The organism is Microbacterium sp. Bi128 (assembly GCF_918698205.1).
The window spans coordinates 1-3,195 of sequence record NZ_CAKKMM010000541.1; the positions used below are offsets into that span (position 1 = coordinate 1).

The window sequence follows — 3,195 nt, forward strand, 5'->3', positions numbered from 1 at the left end:
GCCCGGTTGTGCCACCACAGCAGCATCTCGGCAAAGGCAAAGTCGAGGTAGCCGAAGTGCGTGATCGCGACCACGGCGCCCTGGCCGGGCACCACCGGGCGGGACGGGAGGCGGGTTGATGCGCTTCGGGTTGAGGCAGTGGGCGGCCCGGGCTGGGGCAGGTGCTCCCGCCCCGTGACGAGGACGCGGATCCGGAACAGCCAGCGCAGCGCCAGCCCGGTGCGGACAATGAAACGGTAGAACCGGTCGCTGGGCTCCGGCCGCCACTTCACGGGCCGCCAGCCCAGCCCGTGCCGGGCACCTGCCGGGCCGCGCACGTCAGTGTCCGCCCACCCGCCGCCGGGGCGGCCAGGGCAGGAAGCCGGAGGTGGAGTCGATGTATTCCTTGTACCCGGGACGCGCGGACATTGCCTTTTCCGTCAGCGGCTTCCCCGTCTTGCCGGCGAGCGTCCAGATCATCAGGGCGGGGGAGAGAACGGTCAGGACACCCGGCCAGGAATCGGCCGCCACCAGGAACAGCCCTGCCCAGACGGCGGCGTCGCCGAAATAGTTGGGGTGGCGGGTGTAGCGCCACAGGCCGGTGTTGAGGACGGTGCCGCGCCTGGCGGGATCGGATTTGAACTGCGTCAGCTGCCAGTCGCCGACCGTCTCGAACACGAAGCCAAGGATCCAGAGCAGGACGCCGGCGAACGCCAGCCAGCCCAGGCTTCCCGTGGCGAACATGCCGACCTGGATAGTGAGCGAGACGAAGAACATCACCAGCCCCTGGGGCAGGTAGACCCGCCGCAGGGCATAGACGTGGCGTGATCCGGGCGCTCCGGCGAGCATGTCCACGTAGCGCGGGTCCTCGTGGCCGCCGCGTGCGCGTGCCCCGATGTGGACGGCGAGGCGGATGCCCCACACGGCGACCAGGGCTAGCAGCAGCAGCCGCCTGCCGGCGTCGCCGTATCCGGCCGAAAGCACCCAGGAGATGCCGGCCACCACCACGAAGCCCAGACCCCAGACGGTGTCGATGACGGAGTGCCGGTTCTGCCGCACGGCAACCGCGAAAGTCACCCCGAGCAGCACCACGAGTCCCGCGATGACCCAGGGCAGGCTGCCAAGGAAGGCATCGAGCGGGAACGGCGGCATCACAACACCACCGGCATACGCGTTCCGGCCGCCGGCGGGGCTCCGCCGAGGGCGCTGCGCAATGCGTCCCTGGCGCCGGAAACATCGGCCTCCGTTGCCTCGCCGAAAGCGTCCAGGACGAAACCGTTCGCCAGCACGTTCCACAGTGCCAGCCGGCGGATCATGAAATGGCCGGCTTCCTTGAGCGAGACGTAGTCAACGGACGCGGCGACGCCCTCGGCGCGCCGGGCGTAGTCCAGTGAGTTCGCCGGGCTGGTCCAGCGGTCCTCGGTCCCGTGGACGATCAGGACGCGGCGGCCCGCGACAGGCTGGACCGAAGTCTTGTGGTTCAGCCACGGCGCGAGCGCGACGACGGCTTCGACCTGCGGGTCGTCGGCCACGCACAGCGCCGTGAGACCGCCCATGGAGTGGCCCAGCAGGTACACCGGCACGCCGGGATGTTCCTGGCTGATCCGGGCGAGCGCCCAGCGGGCATCGTGAACGGGGGACATGTCCTCCCCGTTCCAGCCGCGGTAGCGGTTGCGCAGGGTCCACGCGGCCAGCCCGTGCGGGCCGCCCTGCCTGTGCAGCGCCCGGGCGAAGGGCACCATCCGGGCCGGACTCAGGTGCCGGCCGCGGACAGCGTCAAAACTGTCGGCCCGACCGCCGTGCAGGATCAACACGACTCCGCGGGTCTCCCCGGCGGCTTCGGCGATGGTCAGCACGGCTTTGGCGGCGGGCCCGGAACGGCCCGCCTCCGGCTCGCGGTCGTCGAGTTTGCGCATTGCCACGTATGTGTCCTTCCGGTCCTTCGTCCGTCAATTACCAACCATAGGTTGCGGCCCGGTCCCGTCAAGGCCGGTGGTCCCTAGTATGGATTCGGAGCCGGCGCCCCCGGTGATGGGTGCGGCCGGCATGCGTGCATTTGCTGGCGCCCTTGACGGGGAAATGCGGGAAGAGTAGGCATGAGCAGGTAAACCTCCGGGCGCCACGCCGGCTGGGAGCGCAGAGAACCGTCCGGTCGAATCTCACGACGAAATCGACGGTATACAAAATGAACGGAACACAGTTCGATAGCCTGCGCGGGCAAGTCCGCGGGCAGATCATCACGCCCGGCGACGCCGGCTACGACGCGGCACGGGCAGTCTTCAACGGCATGATCGATAAGAGGCCGGCAGCGGTGGCCCAGGTATCCCAGGTGGCCGATGTCATCTCCTGCGTCAACTTCGCCCGGGACAACTCCCTGGACCTGGCGGTCCGCGGTGGAGGACACAGTGCCCCGGGCTTTGGCACGTGGGTTGACGCCCTGGTCATCGATTTCTCCAACATGACCGGCGTCCGGGTTAATCCGGCAGCCGCGACGGCGCGCGCGGAGCCGGGTGCGACGTGGGCCGACTTCAACCACGCGACCCATGCCTTCGGGCTGGCAACTCCCGGCGGCATTGTCGGCTCGACCGGCATCGCCGGGTTGACCCTCGGCGGCGGCATTGGATACCTGAGCCGCAAGTATGGCCTCAGCTGCGACAACCTCCTCTCTGCCGACGTCGTCACGGCCGAGGGAAAATTCCTTACCGCCAGCGAAAGCGAGAACGAGGACCTGTTCTGGGCGTTGCGCGGCGGCGGCGGGAACTTCGGCGTCGTGACGTCGTTCGAGTACCGGATGCACCCCGTGGACATGGTCCACGCCGGCATCATCATTTACCCCATCGAGCATGCCGAGACGGTGGCGCGGTTTTACCGGGACTACATGGCTACCGCCCCTGAAGAGTTTGGCGCGTTCCTGGGCTTCCACCAGGGTCCTCCTGTTCCGTTCCTGCCCGAGGAATGGCATGGCAAACCGGTGTGCGTCATCGTCGGCATGTGGACCGGTGATCCGGCGGAAGGTCCGGCACGCTGGCAGCCGTTCCTGGACGCCGCGCCGGCGGCGGGATCCATGGTGGGACCAATGCCGTACCCCGCCTTGAACTCGGCTTTCGACCCGCTGCGGCACCCTGGCATGCAGGCCTACTGGAAAGCGGATTTTCTGGCGGAACTGAACGACGGTGCCATCGCGGCGCACATCGAACACGGCAGCAAGGTCCCCAG

Annotated in this window: 3 protein-coding genes and 1 pseudogene; 1 reads left to right on the forward strand and 3 read right to left on the reverse strand. The window is 68.5% G+C overall.

What is annotated here, in order from left to right:
- The 3 genes and pseudogenes from LQV45_RS22565 to LQV45_RS22575 form a co-directional block, all read right to left on the reverse strand.
- Window positions 1–317, reverse strand: a pseudogene (locus LQV45_RS22565) (hypothetical protein); the annotation flags it as partial.
- 1 nt (window position 318) lies between these two features.
- The gene (locus tag LQV45_RS22570) at window positions 319–1,131 is read right to left on the reverse strand and encodes a DUF1295 domain-containing protein (protein WP_230008912.1); all 813 of its coding nucleotides are present in this window, start codon (window positions 1,129–1,131) and stop codon (window positions 319–321) included.
- Window positions 1,131–1,895 carry an alpha/beta hydrolase gene (locus LQV45_RS22575; RefSeq protein WP_230008914.1) on the reverse strand — a complete coding sequence of 255 codons (765 nt, stop codon included), beginning with the start codon at window positions 1,893–1,895 and terminating at the stop codon, window positions 1,131–1,133. Before LQV45_RS22575 ends, LQV45_RS22570 begins: the two co-directional genes overlap by 1 nt.
- A 134-nt stretch (window positions 1,896–2,029) precedes the next feature.
- On the opposite strand from LQV45_RS22575, the gene LQV45_RS22580 reads away from it, so the two are divergent.
- On the forward strand, window positions 2,030–3,195 hold a 1,166-nt coding region (locus LQV45_RS22580; RefSeq protein ID WP_230008913.1), incomplete at its 3' end, for an FAD-binding oxidoreductase.

Coding starts and splice junctions, on each gene's coding strand:
- LQV45_RS22570 (WP_230008912.1), bottom strand. CDS start 1,131: ATGCCGCCGTTCCCGCTCGATGCCTTCCTTGGCAGCCTGCCCTGGGTC.
- LQV45_RS22575 (WP_230008914.1), bottom strand. CDS start 1,895: ATGCGCAAACTCGACGACCGCGAGCCGGAGGCGGGCCGTTCCGGGCCC.